The organism is Pseudoclavibacter terrae (assembly GCF_008831075.1).
GTDB classification, from domain to species: domain Bacteria; phylum Actinomycetota; class Actinomycetes; order Actinomycetales; family Microbacteriaceae; genus Pseudoclavibacter; species Pseudoclavibacter terrae.
Window position 1 is genome coordinate 315104 of the sequence record NZ_WBJX01000004.1, and the last position, 15799, is coordinate 330902.

Sequence of the window (15799 nt, forward strand, 5' to 3'; positions counted from 1 at the left end):
CCTCGCTCTGTCAGCTATGTACTCCGTTGAAGGATCAAAATTGCTCAGCTCTCCCCTCTTCCTCGTTCGCGGCCTGAGCGCTATAGCCCTGACATGGGTGTTCGCGATGCTCGGCGCGACAAGCGCAGCAGCCGCGCCCGTCGGGCTCACGAGCACCGCGCACGAGCTCACGACTGAGGACGTGAACGCATGGCTCGACGGGATGCTCCCTTCCGCTCTCGAGCGTGAGGGAATCGCTGGTGCAACGGTTGGAGTCGTCAGCAAGGGACAGGTGATGACGCAGCGTGGGTTTGGCTACGCGGACACCGGCTCGGACACTGAGGACCCGGTGCCCGTGGATCCGCAGCACACGCTCTTCCGCATCGGGTCGATCTCCAAGATCGTGACCGCCACCGCTGTGATGCAGCTCGTCGAGCAAGGACGTCTCGCCCTGGATGCGCCAGTTCAGGACTATCTCGACTTCACGCTCGACACCTCATTCGAGAAACCCATCACGCTCCGTCATCTCCTCACCCACACCGCCGGCTTCGAGGACAAGATTGCCGGAGTCATCGCTGGCCCCGGAGAGAATGCCACATCGCTCCGCGATGCCGTTACGGTCGACCAGCCCGAGCAGATCGCAGAACCTGGCACGACCCCCGCATACTCCAACTACTCGAACGGGCTCGCCGCGTATGTCGTAGAGCGGACCGTCGGCGTCGGCTACGCCGACTACGTCCAGGAGCACGTCTTCGACGCGGTAGGAATGTCGACTGCAACGCTCGCCCAGCCGCTGCCCGATGAGATGCAGTTGTCGATGTCCAAGGGCTACTCGTTCACCGGCTCCGCTGAAGTGCCGTTCGAGATCAATGCACCCGCCCCTGCCGGTGCGATCTCCGCGACGACTGCAGATATGAACGCGTTCATGCTCGCGCAGCTCGGGGACAGCAGTCCGCTGCTCAGCGAACGCACTCTGGAGCAGATGCACGAGCCAGCCCTCAGCGCCGAGGAGCTTGGCGGTCTCGCTGCAGGACCTCGCATGACCCTGGGATACTTCGAGGCGGACAGAAACGGGCACCGAATCCTCAGCCACGGAGGTGACCTCACCGCGTTCCACGCGCAACTCGACCTCTACCCAGACGACGAAGCCGGCGTATATATCTCCCTGAACAGCACCGGGTTGAACGGGGACGCGTCGACTGCGATCCGAGACGCCCTGTCTCGCGGGTTCGCAGACCGGTACTTTCCCGACCAGCGCGACGCAGCCGTCGTGGAAACGACGACCGCAGCCGAGCATGCAGACGAGATCGTCGGAACCTATCAGGTGTCGAGACGGAGCGAGTCCACGTTCGTGCGCCTTTTCGCTGCCTTCTCCACCGTGGAAGTGTCTCCAAGCGCGGGCAATGCGGTGACGATATCGGCGGTGACCGACTTGGCCGGGATTCCCGTGGATCTCGTCGAGGTGGAGCCCTGGGTCTGGCAAGAAGTTGATGGGCAACGACGCTTCGCCGTCGATCAGCAGGACGGACGCGTGGTCGCGATCGGCCTCAACCCGGCGTTCGCGCTCCAGCCGATGTCGCCGAGTCGGGCGGCGTTGCCGATCATCGCGACGCTCTCGCTCGCTGTACTCGCTGCCGCGGTGCTCGCGCTTCCTGCGCGGTGGGGCATCCGTCGCTGGTACAAGGTCGCTCAGGAAGCCCCGCGTCGGGAGCGGCTGCTGCGCCGCCTCCGAGCGGTCGCCCTCGTGGCGCTTGCTCTTGCGGGCATACTCTGGGCGACAGTCGCGGCGACGCTCCTCTCGGACGGAGCTCCACCGTCTGCAGTGATTCTGCGTTCAGCACAAGCACTCACCTTTGCGGCCGTTCTGGGCGCGCTTCCGGCATTGCTCCTCGCAATCCACCGCGCGCAACCAACGGAGAACAACGCGGAGATTCCTTCGTCGTGGCGCTCCAGAGGGGCACACACCCTCCGCATCACCGGACGCATTGTTCTGACGCTCGCATTCTGTGGACTCGGGTACGTGGCTGTCGTCGGCGGATTGCTTCTCCCGAGCATCACCTACTGACCACAGGCGCTTGCCCCGCGGCTCTCGAGGACGGTGACGCCCGCGCTGCGATCTACGGGCACGACGTGGCGGACCTCGACGGGGAGCAGCAAGCCCGCGCCCCACTTGACGTCTCGTCCGTCATGCAACCTGTGACTGCCAGTGAGACATCTCAAAACCCATGGGTTGCGAGAACGAGGGTGATCCCCACGAGTACGTGTTTCCGCACCACCTCCCGCTAGTCGTCGTGAACACACCGCCGGACCGTGTCCGCCCTAGGCCAGCTCGAGGGAGAGTATGGGGCGGTGAGCACCCATTTCGACAAAACGTTCCGGGCCGATCCGCGGTTTGCGCGCAAACGAGTCGCAGGTCACACCTGGTTCGGGATCGCGCTCATCCTGGCGGGCTTCGTCTGCATCGTGTTCACTGCGCAGAACTTCATCCCTCTCGCCGAGTGGGCCCGCGAGGGAGGCGAGGACTCGGCACTGGTTCGCAATCGCATGGCGGGCATCACGCCGCTTGTCATGATCGCGATCGAACTCGTTGGCATCGCTTGGGGGGTGTACCTCCTCATCGTCGGCGCTCGCCCGTGGCATGTCGCTGCGACCGGGACCCGGCTGCGCAAGCGCTACTACGGCTTCCATCTCAGCGATCAGACCTTCTTTCACGAGGCGCACCGGCGATTCGCGACCGGTGATCCGTCAGTGTTCGCGCCCTTTCCTCACCAAGTAGATGGCGGGCAGACGGTCGTGATGATCTGGACAGCCGACGCCGACCAGACCGCGTTCGTCGGCATCTCCTGGGACCAGAATCGGCGACGCACGCACAATCTGCCACTCATCTCGCACACTGGCCCGCGCTATCAGGCACTCGACGCCGCGCTCCGGAACAAGCTGTACAAGCCGCTGCCCGACGAGCACAATCCACTGCTGCGCCCCGGCACTCGACCAGCAGACTGAGCGAGCCGATCAGCCGCCGAACGAGTCCAGCGGTGTCCGCTGCCCTTCTCGAAACTCGTCTAGGGCCCGCTCGAAGGAGTACGACGAGGACCGGTAGAGCACGGATCCATCGTGCGCGACGAGGATCATGCCGCCGCCGCGAATCGATCGGAACACCGCGACTCCCCCATCGAACGGGGCCGCGGACACGGGATCATCAAAGACCTTCCCCCGCTTCTCGTTGAGGGAGCAGAAGAGACGAAATCCCGAGTCCGCGAGTCGGCGGTCCGATGCCGAGAGCCGTCCCCAATCGACCGAGGGTGGCACGGCATCCCCACGGCTGACGGGAACGAGGATGGGCGATAGGGCCGGTGATCCCGCCGCGTCGAGGTACGACTCGCGGATCTCCTGCGGCGTCGAGCGCAGCAGGTGGGTGAAGTCGCGGGCATCCCGTGCTGCGGTGATTCCAGCATCGGCGATCTCGATGCCCCGTTCGGAGCCGTCTGTCCCGCGCACGGACACCCACCCGGGTGCGACGGGCTCAAACCGCAGGCCTTCCGCGATCTCGACGGGAGGAGCGGGCTCGACGAGGAGGGGGAGCCTGAGCTGGGGAGCGTGCCGGGCAGCCGGACCGAACTGCAGCAGCAGATAGCGCTCAACGTCTTCGGCGCCGCGAGCTCGCATCCTCGTGTCATGTAGGCCACGGGAGTACCGGCGGACGCACCACCATCCGTCAGCGTCCGAGACTTCATAGCCGGTCTCGAAGTCACCGACGAGCACCGTGTCGCCACGTGCGGTCACCTCGGCGCCGCCGAGCGCGACGAACTCCCGGAAGGCCGTCGAGAACAGCCACTCGGGCGACCACGACAGAACGACGGGCGGGTTCACCTGGGGTTGACCGACGTCGAAGACGGGAGATCCGTGTGGGTCCAGCAGTGCTCGTCGAAGGGTCCCGAGGGGCACGGCCATGAGGTGACTGAACGTTCGGGGCTCCCAGGGAACCCCGCGAAGGAAGATCACTGTTCGGCTCGGATCGGCCACGCTCCAGAGACGAACGTTTCCCTTGCCGTCGGTCGCCGACTCGGTGCCAGCGGCGAGCGCTGGCTGAGTGCTTGTCGCCAGCAGCCCGAATCCACGCGTCCCCCGGACTGATGCGTTGCCGATGAGGAAGGTCAGGTAGCGCTCGACGTCCTCGAGCCGTGACGCCTGAAACTCCGTGACATAGCTTCCCGATCGCGACGCTCCGGCCACCAGATAGCCGGCATCGCTTGATCGGACTCGGTGGCGCTCCTCGCCACCCCTGCTCCACACTTCGACGTCCTCATCGTCGCTGCCGACCGCGTACCCAGCCAGCCCGATGAACTCGGCGAACATCGACGAGGGACCGAGTGCGTTGAGAAGCGTCACGCAAGCGACGGTAGCGTGCCCGGGCCGAGGGAACCCTGCCGGGTCTACCCGACCCCACCGTGCCTCGAGTGCCTGCAGTCGAGGCTCATCGCTGGGGTTTACTCGGCCGCGTGAAGCAATGTGGTCGATGCAGCTCCTTGTAGGCGGTGCATCTGTCTCAGAACCTCCTTCGTCTCGAAACCCATCTGTTTCGCGAACCTGAGGACGGGGGGCTAGTCGGTCTGTGTGTGGGTTGCTGGATGGCGGCGAACACCGCGGGCCTCTACGTACTGGAGTCGACTCATCATTGCCACTTAGCGCTTGTATCAGTATTGATAATGATACTGTTTGAACATGGTCTCCTCGTCTGCGCTCTTCCATCCCATCCGGCTTCGTATCGTCCAGTCGTTGTTAGCGGGTGACGAGCTGACGCCTCACGAACTGCATGGGCGGTTGAGCGATGTCCCGATCGCTACCCTGTATCGCCATATCAAGCACCTGCTCGAGCACGAGCTCATCGAGGTCGCGGACGAACGTCGTGCGCGCGGTGCGAGTGAGCGTTCGTACCGCGTTAGTGCGAGTCTGGCGAACCCAAGTTCGGATGAGTTGCGGTCGCTGTCGTCTGAGGAGCTGATGACGGTGTTCACCGTCTTCGTCTCTGGGGTCATTCGTGATTTCGATACGTACGTGGAGGGTGAGGCGCGGGATCTCATCGACGATCGGGTGAGCTTCGCGCAGGCGGATTTCTGGGCGACTGATGAGGAAGTGGATGCGTTTTTCGCATCGGTCATGGAAGCGCTTGGGAAGGTTTTGGAGAATGAACCGGGTGAGGGTCGTCGCCGTCGCGCGCTGACGACGATCACGCTGCCCCGCCCCGAGATCGATGGTGTCTGATGTCGACAATCGGGCGGTTCACCGCAATTGCGGACGGGCTCGTGGTTGGGTACGGCACCACTCCGGTGCTCGACCCCGTGGACGTCCGTATCGGGGTCGGTGTGACGGCGCTTCTTGGGCGAAACGGCGGAGGGAAAACCACGCTGATGCGCACGATCTGCGGCATCATTCCCGCCCTTTCCGGCACAATCTCCGTGCTGGGCGAAATCGTCGCAGACGGGGCCGCCGTACGGACGCGAGTGGGGTATCTCGGCCACGAGCTCGCGGTGGCTCACGCTCTGACCGTGCAGCAGAATCTCATGTTCTGGCGTGACATCTCACGTGCATCGGCACGTGCCAGGATGCGCGGGATTGATGAGATTGTGGCTCAGTTCGAGTTGAGGCCGATCTTGCATCGGCGGGTGGCGTCCCTGAGCCGCGGACAGTGTCAGCGTGTCGAGCTTGCGCGTATGAGCATGAGCGATCCAGAGTTCGTGGTGCTCGACGAACCGCTGACCGGGCTCGATCCTCTATTCGCTTCCCAGGTCCGCTCACTTCTTCGTTCTTGGGGAGAGACGCGAACTGTGCTGTACTCCACGCACAGCGTGCCCGAGGCGTTGGCGCTCGCCGATCGATTCCTGGTCGTGCGAGGTCGTTCGGTCGTGGAGCTCGGCGGTGATGGATTCGCTGTCAGCGAGCAGACCATCCTGCGGCATCTGCAGGTTGCCGCGTGACGGGGCGAAGGGTGCGTCGCTCGCTCGCGATCCGCGCGTTCACTCAGCGGGCCTGGATACATCAGGGAGCCGCGCTGCTCTTGTTCTCGATCGGTATCGGGGCTGGGGTGGGTTTTCTAACGTGCCTAGTTGGGCCGGGAGCGAATGCGTTGTCCGGGGCGGACGGCTTGATACCTGCTGGAGTGGCCGAGTTGGCGACGGTGCGAGATTCCGCGGGGGCAGTTCTTCCCGTGGCTTCCTTCGTGTTCTCGCTGACGCCCATTCTCCTGGGCTCCCTTGTCTCGATCATCGCGACGTTGACGTTGCCCGGTGTCGTCGCAGACGACGTGCAGGGCGGTGGGATCGAAGTGTTGCTGGCAGGGCCCTTGCCGCGTCGGGACCTGTTCCTGTCGTACCTCGCTGCCGGCTGCGTCCTTGCTGCCGTGTCGTGGCTCGCAGCGACGCTCGCATTCGCGGCGACGACCGCCGCTTCGCTGATTGTCACCTCGACGGTGGTGGATGTGACGCTCCCCTTCGTGCTTGCGCTCATTGTCCTCCCGCTCTCGTTGGGATTATGGTCTTCAGCCGTCACCCTGTTCGGCGCTCTCTTCCACCCGCGCAGTCTCGAATCGCGGGCTGGAATGAATGGTGGCCCGATACGACTTCTTGCGATCGCCCCCTCCCTGCTTGGCCTCCCTGCCATAGTGCTTCTCCCGGATCTGGCCCTCCCCGCCCTCGGGGCGATGTTCCTCGGCGCCCTGGCAGCCAGCTTGCTCACGGTTCACCTCATAGCGCGCGGCTTTCGAAGTACCCGCATCCTCGGCAGCTGACCACGTCTCCCCAGAATGGACACCCCATGAATCTCGACTTCGACCTGGTCGTCCCGCTCCTCCCGCTTCTTGTCCTCTTGATCCTGCTTCTTGGCTGGTGTCTCGTCGATCTGATTCGGCGCCCCGAGGTGCGATATCTGCCCAAACTGGTTTGGGCGCTGATCGCGATCGTCGTGATCCCGTTTGGCGCCATTGCCTACTTCATTCTCGGCCGTACTTCGGAAGCCCCTCTGAGTGACGAGGACCTCCGGTGAACACCAACAACGTCGCGCTCCAGGTCGATCGCATCACGCGCATCTTCTCCAACGGCACGGGGATCCGCGGCCTCACGTTCCAGGCGAACAGTCAGGGTGTCACCGCCGTCATAGGTCCGAACGGGGCTGGCAAAACTGTCCTTTTCACCATCATCGCGGGGCTCGCCTCCCCCGATTCCGGACAAGTCGTGTCGCCACCCGGGACGCGAACGGCGTACTGCCCCGATGTCCCCGAGTTCGAGTCGTGGCTCACGGCCCGCGAAGTGGTCGAAAACTCCGCGTTGATGTCCGGTGCACGCAGCAGCATCGCGCCGCGGGAAGCCCTGCGGCTCTGCGGGTTGAAGAAGGTTGAGGCACGCCGTGTCGCGGACTTCTCTCGAGGGATGCTCCAGCGCCTCGGTCTGGCGTCTGCACTGGTGCTGGATCCTGACGTGCTCATCCTCGACGAACCCAACAGCGCGCTCGACCCCATCGGCCGCGCGGACATCCGAGCTGTGCTTGAGGAGCAACGAAAGCACCGGTGCATACTCCTCTCCAGCCACCTACTCAGCGAAGTGGAACACCTCGCTGACCAAGTGGTAGTCCTGAACGAGGGGCGCCTGGTCTCGTCCGGAACGACGGCGCAGCTGCTCACACGCGCCGCCAGTCCCACCTGGAACATCCGGCTGACCTCAGCGCTCACCACAGAGCAAACGCGCACATCGGAAGAGGCACTCCGCTCACGATTCCCGACGGCGCACATCCGGTTCCTCACCGACGCGATCTGTCGGGTGCAGTTCCCGAGCTTCGTACAAGCGGACACCGAGCTCCCTCGACTGATCGCCGAGCTGCCCGCGCCACTCTTCGAGGTTTCACTCCAGGATCGAGATCTGGACGCCGCATTCGCTCGGATCATCGGAGGTACCCGCTCATGAGACAGACCGTTCTTGCCTCCGCAAACACTGAGATCCGCCGCCTCACGCGGTCGGGGCTCCTGCTGGGTCTGATCGTCGCGTTCATGTTCTTCGGCCTGTCGGCACCAGTGCTCGCAACCCATATGCAGGAGATCTTCAGCGCAGCTGCCAATACCGAACAGATCAGCATGACCGCTTCAGCAGCCACCCCAGCCGACGGGATCGCGCTCTACAACCAGAGTGCCATGCAACTCGGCCTCATCCTGTCCGTTGCCACCGCGATCACGTCGCTGACGTGGGACACGAGACCCGGCTCGTCAATCTTCTACCGCACTCGCGTACGAACGCTCTCATACCTGACCGTGCCCCGCCTTGGGGTCGACGGGCTCGCGGCGGTGGCGAGCTACACCCTTGGCCTCGCGTGTGCTGGCATCGTCACCACTGCGGTCATCGGGCCGCTGTCCCCGACGCTCATCGCAACAGTCTGGGTTTCCTCATCGTTGTATCTCGCGATGGCCATGAGCATCGGCTATCTGCTCATGACCGTCTTCCGCCGAACCGCGGCAACTCTCGCAGTGTCCGTGGTTCTGCTCCTCGCGCTGCCCCTCCTCAACCAAGTGGGCGCAACAGCAAGCTGGACGCCCACGGCCCTTCTCGCGCAGACAGAACTCACTACGCCGCCCCTGCTCATTACAGGAACCGTGATCATTGGTTGCGTACTGGTGGCAGAGAGGATCGCAAGACAACAGACGCTCCGTCGCGATGCCTAAACACCCTTCGAAGGAGGACGCCCTAATCTCCTTGGGCGGGAAGCGGCTATCCGCGTGTCAACAACTATTGGCAGTCCGAGACACGGTGGCCGCCAGTTGATGCCGAGCTGTCCCCGAGGAACTCTTGTCTGCGAGATCGGCACCGGGGGCGGTTCCGGCAGCCGGCATGTCTCAAAACCTTCTTGTCGCAAAACCCATGGGTTTCGCGAAACAGGGTGCTGGCGAGTTCTCTCCGTCATAATGTTGCGATGGTGAGCAGGGGACTGAAGAAGCGCATTCTGCGCCTGGCCTCCAGCTCGCCAGCGCAAGGAGATGCGGGCTTGCCGGCCTGGCCCTACGACGTCGACTTCGTGCTGAACGAAGGCCGGTCGAGGACCACCTCAGTCGGCACGGCCGCCTTGCGCGAGTGATTGCCTAGTCGGAGCATCACGGCGATGTCCTCGTAGACTCCCACCGACCGAGAACATTGTGCGACGGAGGCGCGTGTGCTGCCTGACCGACGTTTTCGTGGTCCAGCGCTGACCTGGATCGAGAATGGGTGCGGCTCTTGCCGTGCCCGGTGGGAGCGTCGCGATGCGCGTGAGCCACGCGAACTCGGCTCGGTTCCCATCCAGATGTCGGAGCACTTCCGCTGCGGATGCCAGGAGTCGAGTCTCCTCTATTCGTGCAGCAGCTGAGCCCGTATGATCACGCCTCGTGAAGAGCCTGAACGTTCCGATGATCGTCGATTCCAGCTCGTGGTGGGACAAGGCCGTCGAAGTGCCCAACATCGATCACGAACCTGCCGGACACGCGACCTGGCTGTGGGACCATCCATCGGTCTTCGACACCGACCACGACGAGACACTCCTGTTCGTGGAGACCGGACGCGGGGTTACCCGGTGCGGGACGGCTGACGACTTCAGTCAGGACGTCCTGTTCGAGAACGTGCCCATGGGATACACCAGCCTGACGCTGCTCGAGAAGCGCGCGGTCGTCATGGGTGGTCGTGTCTCGCGCCTGTGGCCTGGTGAACGTCGAACGCAGGGATACGTCGCGAGCACGGTGGATGCGGCGGGGCGGCCTCTCGGGGCGGGTCACGATTCGATCCTCTGGCAGAGCATTCACCGCGCGCTGCGATGGTCGGCGATCGTCCCGGACCGCCCGTTCACCGTCGGCGCCGTGCTCAGCTCACAGGCCTGGCACTGATCGCCGTCGGCTCAGATTGGCGGCGCCCGCATCCGACTGCCGGTCAACCGGATTGGTGAACCCGTTCGACTTGTCTCAGCTTCTTAGCCTGCGACCCACGGAGCCGTGAGGCCCGCACGGAGGGCACGATCAAGGTCGTCGAACTGACGACCGCGCAGCACGATGAGGGGCGCGTTGCAGGTGGCCTTCCGCCTGCTCCCCCAGGTCATTCCGACGAACGCGAGCTGGTCGGCGTCGGCGGTCCAGATGAAGACGACGCCGTCACCTCCGCGGGTCTGCTCCGACAGCGGCACATACCGGGTCGGATCACCGGAGGCGAACGCCGCGTGGAGCCGCTCGAACGCGTCCGGGCTGAGCGCGTGGTACCCCTCGAAACGCTTCCGGAGTGGCGTGCCGGTCTGCTCGCGAACCCACACTCGCGTCCAGGACCCAGTGATCGCCCCGACAGCGAACACTCCGAAGGTCACGGCGAGGATGATGATCGCAATGGGAAGAATCCCCAGCCCCCGCATCGCCTGATATCGCGGGCGCGACGCTTCCTCAGCGCTCTCCTTCGAGTACTCCATCAACCCGGCGAAGTTCACCACCGCGAACACCACCGCTGCCATGCACAGCAGGAGCGCACCCGTCGCCACGATCGTGCGTGGCAGGGAACGCCGAGAGACGAAGCCAGGAGTCCGCGAAAACGTCGCGTCGTAGAGAGCCACACCCCAGCATCCCAGGTCTGCGAGCCTGCTGCCTGAGCGCGCCGGCGGGCGCTGGTGGCATGCGGAATCTGCTTCCGCGCATTCTGCGGGGCGGTTCGGGATGCGCGACGCGACCAGCCGCAGTTCAACCCCTGGTTGGCATCCGCTCGAACCCGTCGTCCGTAGCGTCGAGGGCACAACGCATCCGCTGGGAGAAGGAGCACGACGCCATGACGATCGAAGTCGAGGGCCTGACCAAGCAGTATGGGGACAAGCATGCGGTGCGGGATGTGAGCTTCACTGTCCAACCGGGCAAAGTCACGGGGTTCCTGGGCCCGAACGGAGCCGGCAAGTCCACGACGATGCGCTCCGTCGTCGGGCTCGACCGCCCCACCTCCGGGCGCGCGCTCATCGATGGCAGCGAGTACCGAGCATTCGCGGCGCCGCTGCGCGAGGTCGGTGCCCTGCTCGACGCGAAGGCGGCGCGCAGGTCCCGCACAGCGCTGAACTACCTCACCTCGATCGCGGCGACGCACCGGATTCCGCGCTCGCGCGTCACTGAGGTGCTCGAAGCCACGGGCCTCAGCTCGGTCGCCCGGAAGAAGGTCGGCGGGTTCTCCCTCGGCATGGGTCAGCGCCTGGGCATCGCCGCAGCGCTCCTCGGCGACCCTGGCACGCTCATCCTCGACGAGCCCGTCAACGGCCTCGACCCCGAGGGCGTGACCTGGGTGCGCGAACTGCTGGCTCGGCTGGCATCCGAGGGGCGAACGGTCTTCCTCTCCTCGCACCTGCTGAGCGAGCTCGCGCTCATCGCTGACCACGTGATCATCATCGGCCGCGGTGAGATCATCGCCGATTCACCACTCAGCTCGCTCACCGATCAAGGGGGCAGCCGCGTCCGCGTGCGAACGCCGGACGCCCGAACCCTCACCCATCGACTCACGACCACGGGGGTGACGGTCGCATCGAACGAACCCGGCCTGTTGGAGGTCGAAGGCCTCACCGCCGAGCAGATCGCCCGCGCCGCCCACGAGGCGGGAGTGCTGCTCACCGAGTTGACGCCGCTGCGCCAGACCCTCGAAGAGGCCTACAACCACCTCACCCGCGACTCCGTCGAGTACGCCTCGGCCTGATCCCGCTTCCCCCACGAAAGGACCCTCATGAGCACCACCACCGACACCACCCGCGCCCGCACCGTGCGCCAGGTCCGCGTGCGCAAGGTCAGCTTGGGTGGCGCTGTCGTCTCCGAATGGATCAAGTTCCGGGGACTGGCGTCGAACCACGCCCTCGCAGGACTCACGGCCCTGCTCCTGGTCGCCAACGGGGTCGCGATGCCCTGGGCTTACGTCTTCCGCGACCGTGGCTCACCCCAGGCTGACTACGACGCCTACCCCGAGATGATCGTCGACAAGACCGGCTACGTCGGCATCATCCTCGCTGTGCTCGCGGTGCTGATGATCACGAACGAGTACCGCTCCGGGCAGATCAGCACCACGCTGCTCTCGGTTCCGCGACGGACGCCGGTGCTCGTCGCGAAGGGCGCCATCGTCGCGGGCATCGCCTTCGTGATCGGAGCAGCCAGCTCGGCAATCGGGTTCGCGGTCGCCCCGACGGTCCTCGCCGGTGGCGGGTACAGCTACGTCCTGGACACCCCAGACCTGCTCCGCCTCGTCGCCGGCTCGGGGCTGTACCTCGCCGCCATCAGCATCATCGGTCTTGCGATCGGTGCGATCATCCGCAACGTCATCGCCGCGGTGCTCGCGACGATCACGTTCCTCCTCATCGTGCCCGTGATCCCGCAGATGTTCACCGAGTTCGGCACTGAGATCACCCGCTTCTTCCCCATCCAAGCAGGCTCGCTGCTGCTCGCCCCCGTCGGCACGGACCCGATGGGCCCGTGGACTGGCTACGTCGTTCTGCTGACCTGGGCACTGGCGCTCTTCGCGGTCGCGACCATCCTGCTCAAGCGCCGCGACGCCTGAGCACTGGACTGAACAGGCAGCAGGGGACAATGTGAGAACAGTTCAGGATGGAGGTCAGAGCATGGGTGCTCGCGCTTCGGTCCCGGCAGTGGATGCGGCGGACGTCGACCGCGTGCTCGGCACGCGGCTACCGCGCTGGCTTGCCGCCCATCCGAGGACGGTGGATGCGCTCATCGCCCTCATCTGCCTGTCAGCTCAAGCACTCGTGCTCATCCTCCCCGGTGAGCAACCGCTGTGGCCTGGCCTGCTTCTCGCGATCCTCTCGTGTGGGCTGCTGCTGTGGCGGCGGGTGTCTCCGCGAGCGGTCCTCATCGCAGTCGTGCTGGTGGGCGTGGCTGGCACGCTTCTGCCTGCCCCGGTTGCCCTGCTGGGCCTGCCCGTCGCCGTCGTGCTCTCCACGCTGGCCTCCGCGACGCCGACTGCGACTGCGCTCGTGGGGTACGCCATCGTCGTGGGTCTGCCCGCGCTCGGGGCGCTTCTGCTGTACGCGACGACGGGTGTGACCCATGCGCCGTCGCTGCTGGACCCCCTGGCGCTGCTCGCTCTCGCTCTCGGCATCGCCGCTCGCGGCACCGCGCGCCGCCGAGAAGCCCTCACGGAATTGATGAACGAACGGCTCAGCACGGCGCGTGGCGTGGAACGGCAGCGCATCTCCGCGGAGATGCACGACATCGTCGCCCACTCGCTCTCGACGATGATCGCCCTCGCCGATGGCGCATCCAACGGCTGGCAGAAGCACCCGGAGCGGTCAGCGCTGGCACTCGACAGGCTCGGCGAGGTCGGGCGAAGCGCACTCGCCGACATGAACAGGATCCTGCACGTGCTCCGCGACGACGACGCGGTGCTGGACGAGCGCCTGCACCGCTCGGGCCACAACGTCCCGGAGCTGGAGGAACTGGTCGAGGTCTTCCGAGATGCGGGTCTGCCCGTCACACTCACCCGCTCTGGCGAGGCGATGCCCGCGAATCCCGCACTATCGACGACGGTGTATCGCATCGTTCAGGAGTCGCTCACCAACGCGCTGCGCTACGCCGCAGGGGCCACTCGAATCGAGGTCAGCATCGACGTGGCTGGGGGCACTGTCATGGTGCAGGTCGCTGACGACGGACGCGCCGATCCCCGCGGGGGCCGAGTCCCGAGCCAGGGCAGTGGCCGGGGGCTGCTCGGTGTCGCCGAGCGTGCCGCGGCGTTCGGCGGCGGCAGCTCGGCTGGCCCACGACCGGGCGGCGGCTGGGTGACGACAGCCACTCTGCGGACCGACGGAGACGCACGCGCATGACCGAGATCAGTTCGCCGAAGATCAGAGCCCTCCTCGTCGACGACCAGGAGCTCGTTCGGATGGGCACGGCGCTGACCCTGGACTCGGCCGACGACATCGAGGTCGTCGGCGAAGCGGCCACGGGCGAGGAGGCGATCCGCCGCACCCGCGAGCTCAAGCCCGATGTCGTGTTGATGGATGTGCGGATGCCCGGCATCGGCGGCGTGGAGGCGACCAGGATCATCACCACCGCTCACCCGAGCACGCGGGTGATCGTGCTCACCACCTTCGACATCGACGAGTACGCCTTCGGCGGTCTCGACGCCGGTGCAAGCGCCTTCCTCCTCAAGAGCACACCGCCGGATCGGCTCCGGGAGGCCGTGAGGACGGTTCATTCGGGCGAAGCCGTGGTCGAGCCCCGGATCACGAAGCAGCTGATAGACCACTACACCTCCAGAGGGTCGCATCTGCACCCTGAGAGCCCTGCGAGCCCCGTGGACGACGACCCGAGCCATCCGCTCGACCCGCTCAGCCCGCGCGAGCTCGAGGTGTTCGCGTGCGTGGTCGCCGGACTCTCCAACGGTGAGATCTGCGAGACGCTCCACCTCTCCCCCGCCACGGTGAAGACGCACGTGAACCGCATCTTCGCCAAGCTGCACGTCCGCGACCGAGTTCATGCGGTCATCCTCGGGCACGAGCTGAAAAGGCGACGGTAGGGGCGGGGGCAGCACGGACGGCTAGCGAGGAACGATCGCCCCCGGTGGTATCGCCGGGTTGGGCTTTGCGTGTCCCAGAGCGACGCGTGCCGATGCGGTGCGGTGCGGTGCGCATCCATCTCAGTTAAGAAACGCGTGTACACTAACTCCATGGCCCGCCCGCGTCGACTCGAAGATGAACAGCTGCTGGCTCGGATCGTCGAGGCTCTGGAGCAGCGCACCGACTTCAGTCCGTGGTCGCTTGCGGATGTTGCCCCGGCGGCCGGTATCGGCGCCTCGGGCTTGGTCAAGCGCTTCGGCTCGAAGGCGGGGCTCGTCCAGGCGCTCACCCGGCGGTGGGTCGAGCTCATCCCACAGGGACCTCCGCCCGCCGGAGTGGACCCTGGCGACGCGCTCCGCGAGTACGTGGGGCGCGAATTCGGCGCTGGCTCGGCGGCAGGCGCCCTGTACGCCCTGTCGGAGATCATCGGGGAACTTCGAGACCCGATGCTCAGCGCGCTGCTGGCTGAGGGCTGGGAGAGACAAGCCACCCGACTCGCTGAACTCCTCGAGGCGATGGACCTTCCGCGCCTCGCCGACGCGCGGGCCGGAGGCGCGGTGCTGCTCGATGCCCTCCACGGGTCCCTGCTGCGCACTGCAGTGAACCGCGACCCCGTTTCTTCCCTGATGACCCTCGATCGATTTCTGGAGATGTGGAAATGAACTCTCGTACCTGGCGCGGCCGCGTCTTCATCGGCGTGAGCGCAGACGGCAAGATCGCGCGGGAGGACGGCACACTCGAGTGGCTGACCGACCCGTCGCCCCGACCGCACGCGGTGAGTGGGAACAGCGACCGCCCCGCACTCGTCTGGGAGACGTTCTCCCCGACCATCGACACGATCGTCATGGGGCGTGCAACGTACGAGTCGGTGCTGGGCTTCGACGGGTGGCCGTTCGACGGGAAGCGGGTGATCGTGCTCACCTCGCGAACAGCGGTCGAGGATGCGCGCGTGACGAGGGCCGAGTCCGTCGACGAGGCGACCCGCCTCCTCGAGGAAGGCGGAGCGGCGGAGGTGTACATCGACGGTGGCCGCACCATCCAGTCGTTCCTTCGCGCAGGCCTCGTCGACGAGATCACCCTGTCGGTCGCCCCCATCATTCTCGGCTCTGGACGATCACTCTTCGGTGCCCTCGACGCCGACGTACTGCTCACGGTCCGGGGCAGTCATGCCACCGAGGATGGCCTCGTCCGAACCACGTACGACGTGACGACCCGGTGAGATGGATCGCGTGAGTTCGCGTCGAGCGGT

The 15799-nt window shown here is 65.6% G+C and carries 17 protein-coding genes; 15 read left to right on the forward strand and 2 right to left on the reverse strand.

The annotated features are described in order from the left end of the window. Positions 1-40 precede the first annotated feature (40 nt). Positions 41-2044: a serine hydrolase domain-containing protein gene (locus F8O03_RS13295; protein ID WP_167516575.1), complete on the forward strand. Its 2004-nt coding sequence runs from the start codon at positions 41-43 to the stop codon at positions 2042-2044. 284 nt (positions 2045-2328) lie between these two features. Next, positions 2329-2982 (forward strand): hypothetical protein, encoded by a 654-nt coding sequence (locus F8O03_RS13300; protein ID WP_151424273.1) that lies wholly within the window; start codon positions 2329-2331, stop codon positions 2980-2982. Positions 2983-2991: 9 nt separating this feature from the next. On the opposite strand, the gene F8O03_RS13305 is transcribed toward F8O03_RS13300, so the two are convergent. Further along, the gene (locus tag F8O03_RS13305; RefSeq protein WP_167516576.1) at positions 2992-4368 is read right to left on the reverse strand and encodes an Imm61 family immunity protein; all 1377 of its coding nucleotides are present in this window, start codon (positions 4366-4368) and stop codon (positions 2992-2994) included. Between the two features lie 333 nt (positions 4369-4701). Here F8O03_RS13305 and F8O03_RS13310 point away from each other — a divergent pair, with 333 nt between their 5' ends. The 7 genes from F8O03_RS13310 (at position 4702) to F8O03_RS13340 (ending at position 9868) form a co-directional block, all read left to right on the forward strand. Beyond that, positions 4702-5241: a helix-turn-helix domain-containing protein gene (locus tag F8O03_RS13310; RefSeq protein WP_151424275.1), complete on the forward strand. Its 540-nt coding sequence runs from the start codon at positions 4702-4704 to the stop codon at positions 5239-5241. Beyond that, complete coding sequence (locus tag F8O03_RS13315) at positions 5241-5954, forward strand: ABC transporter ATP-binding protein (protein WP_151424276.1); 714 nt, start codon at positions 5241-5243, stop codon at positions 5952-5954. The genes F8O03_RS13310 and F8O03_RS13315 overlap by 1 nt, the downstream gene beginning before the upstream one ends. A 242-nt stretch (positions 5955-6196) precedes the next feature. After that, the gene (locus F8O03_RS13320; RefSeq protein ID WP_151424277.1) at positions 6197-6763 is read left to right on the forward strand and encodes a hypothetical protein; all 567 of its coding nucleotides are present in this window, start codon (positions 6197-6199) and stop codon (positions 6761-6763) included. Positions 6764-6789: 26 nt separating this feature from the next. Continuing rightward, positions 6790-7017, forward strand: a complete 228-nt coding sequence (locus F8O03_RS13325) for a PLD nuclease N-terminal domain-containing protein (RefSeq protein ID WP_151424278.1) — start codon at positions 6790-6792, stop codon at positions 7015-7017. Further along, the gene (locus F8O03_RS13330; protein WP_151424279.1) at positions 7014-7931 is read left to right on the forward strand and encodes an ABC transporter ATP-binding protein; all 918 of its coding nucleotides are present in this window, start codon (positions 7014-7016) and stop codon (positions 7929-7931) included. The genes F8O03_RS13325 and F8O03_RS13330 overlap by 4 nt, the downstream gene beginning before the upstream one ends. After that, positions 7928-8680 carry an ABC transporter gene (locus F8O03_RS13335; protein WP_151424280.1) on the forward strand — a complete coding sequence of 251 codons (753 nt, stop codon included), beginning with the start codon at positions 7928-7930 and terminating at the stop codon, positions 8678-8680. The genes F8O03_RS13330 and F8O03_RS13335 overlap by 4 nt, the downstream gene beginning before the upstream one ends. A 696-nt stretch (positions 8681-9376) precedes the next feature. After that, the gene (locus F8O03_RS13340; RefSeq protein WP_146079064.1) at positions 9377-9868 is read left to right on the forward strand and encodes a hypothetical protein; all 492 of its coding nucleotides are present in this window, start codon (positions 9377-9379) and stop codon (positions 9866-9868) included. Positions 9869-9951: 83 nt separating this feature from the next. On the opposite strand, the gene F8O03_RS13345 is transcribed toward F8O03_RS13340, so the two are convergent. Further along, a complete protein-coding gene (locus F8O03_RS13345) occupies positions 9952-10476 on the reverse strand; it encodes a hypothetical protein (RefSeq protein WP_167516577.1) in 525 nt (174 codons plus the stop codon). A 308-nt stretch (positions 10477-10784) separates the two neighbouring features. Between F8O03_RS13345 and F8O03_RS13350 the strand changes: the two genes are divergently transcribed. From F8O03_RS13350 to F8O03_RS13375, 6 genes are all read left to right on the forward strand, one after another. After that, on the forward strand, positions 10785-11687 hold the full coding sequence (locus tag F8O03_RS13350; RefSeq protein WP_151424282.1) for an ATP-binding cassette domain-containing protein: 903 nt from the start codon (positions 10785-10787) through the stop codon (positions 11685-11687). A gap of 27 nt (positions 11688-11714) precedes the next feature. Next, positions 11715-12536, forward strand: a complete 822-nt coding sequence (locus F8O03_RS13355) for an ABC-2 transporter permease (protein WP_151424283.1) — start codon at positions 11715-11717, stop codon at positions 12534-12536. Between the two features lie 61 nt (positions 12537-12597). Then, a complete protein-coding gene (locus tag F8O03_RS13360) occupies positions 12598-13815 on the forward strand; it encodes a sensor histidine kinase (RefSeq protein WP_151424284.1) in 1218 nt (405 codons plus the stop codon). Further along, the gene (locus F8O03_RS13365) at positions 13812-14510 is read left to right on the forward strand and encodes a response regulator transcription factor (RefSeq protein WP_151424285.1); all 699 of its coding nucleotides are present in this window, start codon (positions 13812-13814) and stop codon (positions 14508-14510) included. Before F8O03_RS13360 ends, F8O03_RS13365 begins: the two co-directional genes overlap by 4 nt. Positions 14511-14660: 150 nt before the next feature. After that, positions 14661-15212, forward strand: coding sequence for a TetR/AcrR family transcriptional regulator (locus F8O03_RS13370; protein ID WP_151424286.1), 552 nt, complete (start codon positions 14661-14663; stop codon positions 15210-15212). Then, complete coding sequence (locus F8O03_RS13375; RefSeq protein WP_151424287.1) at positions 15209-15769, forward strand: dihydrofolate reductase family protein; 561 nt, start codon at positions 15209-15211, stop codon at positions 15767-15769. The genes F8O03_RS13370 and F8O03_RS13375 overlap by 4 nt, the downstream gene beginning before the upstream one ends. Positions 15770-15799 lie beyond the last annotated feature (30 nt).

Excerpts from the sequence above, each read along its gene's own strand:
- F8O03_RS13310 (WP_151424275.1), top strand. The coding sequence starts at position 4,702 with ATGGTCTCCTCGTCTGCGCTCTTCCATCCCATCCGGCTTCGTATCGTC.
- F8O03_RS13315 (WP_151424276.1), top strand. The coding sequence starts at position 5,241 with ATGTCGACAATCGGGCGGTTCACCGCAATTGCGGACGGGCTCGTGGTT.
- F8O03_RS13325 (WP_151424278.1), top strand. The coding sequence starts at position 6,790 with ATGAATCTCGACTTCGACCTGGTCGTCCCGCTCCTCCCGCTTCTTGTC.
- F8O03_RS13335 (WP_151424280.1), top strand. The coding sequence starts at position 7,928 with ATGAGACAGACCGTTCTTGCCTCCGCAAACACTGAGATCCGCCGCCTC.
- F8O03_RS13345 (WP_167516577.1), bottom strand. The coding sequence starts at position 10,476 with ATGGCAGCGGTGGTGTTCGCGGTGGTGAACTTCGCCGGGTTGATGGAG.
- F8O03_RS13350 (WP_151424282.1), top strand. The coding sequence starts at position 10,785 with ATGACGATCGAAGTCGAGGGCCTGACCAAGCAGTATGGGGACAAGCAT.
- F8O03_RS13355 (WP_151424283.1), top strand. The coding sequence starts at position 11,715 with ATGAGCACCACCACCGACACCACCCGCGCCCGCACCGTGCGCCAGGTC.
- F8O03_RS13360 (WP_151424284.1), top strand. The coding sequence starts at position 12,598 with ATGGGTGCTCGCGCTTCGGTCCCGGCAGTGGATGCGGCGGACGTCGAC.
- F8O03_RS13365 (WP_151424285.1), top strand. The coding sequence starts at position 13,812 with ATGACCGAGATCAGTTCGCCGAAGATCAGAGCCCTCCTCGTCGACGAC.
- F8O03_RS13370 (WP_151424286.1), top strand. The coding sequence starts at position 14,661 with ATGGCCCGCCCGCGTCGACTCGAAGATGAACAGCTGCTGGCTCGGATC.
- F8O03_RS13375 (WP_151424287.1), top strand. The coding sequence starts at position 15,209 with ATGAACTCTCGTACCTGGCGCGGCCGCGTCTTCATCGGCGTGAGCGCA.